The 1,139-nt window shown below is 37.7% G+C and carries 1 pseudogene; it reads left to right on the forward strand.

The window, feature by feature from the left end:
- Positions 1-155: 155 nt before the first annotated feature.
- A pseudogene (locus AC27VX_RS23745) lies at positions 156-1,139 on the forward strand (RHS repeat-associated core domain-containing protein); the annotation flags it as partial.

Genomic DNA, 1,139 nt, shown 5'->3' on the forward strand with positions numbered 1-1,139 from the left:
TTATAACTTTGAGTAGATAAAAAAACCTCGCATTTTGCGAGGTTTTTTGTGTTATGTGATGTTCTGTTTTGTACTAGGAAAAGAACTAAAGCGCTGCAATATTTTTAAGTTTAGAAGCTTTAGTAAACGCATCAATAGTAGCAAATATGTGAGCTTTGGTATCGCTGTCGAGTTCCACCCGGCTGCGCAAAGTTTTTAACTCCGATCTTATCTATCCTAAATCCTCTACATGGGTCACTTTACTGTTTTTAAACTATTACGATAGTTATCTGGCATACAGCTTCAATCCTGCATTTCCGGCCAATACTCCTGAGATGATGATTTTAACAAATATTCTCACCCCAAACGGTAGAAATACCACAGGACTGCCTGTGATGAGCCTGGTCAAGAATATTGAAGATGACAGCTGGACAAAAACTTACACCTATTATGACCAGAAAGGAAGAGTGATTGGCTCATACTCTATCAATCATCTTGGAGGATATACCAAAACAGAATCCAAGCTTGATTTTGCAGGTCTTCCACAACAAACCATTACCACTCATTTACGAAAAACAGGTGAACCAGGAATCACTGTAAAAGAACGTTTTGTATACGATAATGGAAACAGGCTAAAAGAGCATTATCATCAGGTGGATAGCAAACCTGAAGAATTATTGGCAAAAAACAGCTATAATGAACTCTCTCAGCTCGTAAACAAGGAGGTAGGAAACAATCTTCAAAGTATTGATTATGCCTACAATATCAGAGGATGGATGACTGATATTAATAAAAATCAGATGAGTCTTACAGATTTGGGAGGAAAGCTTTTTTCTTATAAAATTAAGTACAACCAAAGAGAGGGAATTGAAAATCCTGACCCAGCACAATTTTCAGGAAAAAATGTACAACCAAGATACAACGGTAATATTGCAGAAGTAGATTGGAGGGCCGTAGAATCCCTGGGAGCCAACCCTTCTCTAACCCCTAAAAGATACGGCTATGCCTATGATGGTCTAAACCGTCTTCTGGCAGGATATTATCAGAATCCAATGAATCCCAACAGTAAAGAACATACAGAATCTTTACAATATGATCTGAATGGAAATATAATGGGCCTTTACAGAACTTCGGTATTTAATACAGGGACTAATACGGCT

Source organism: Chryseobacterium sp. 14P4.3.2, from assembly GCF_057799275.1.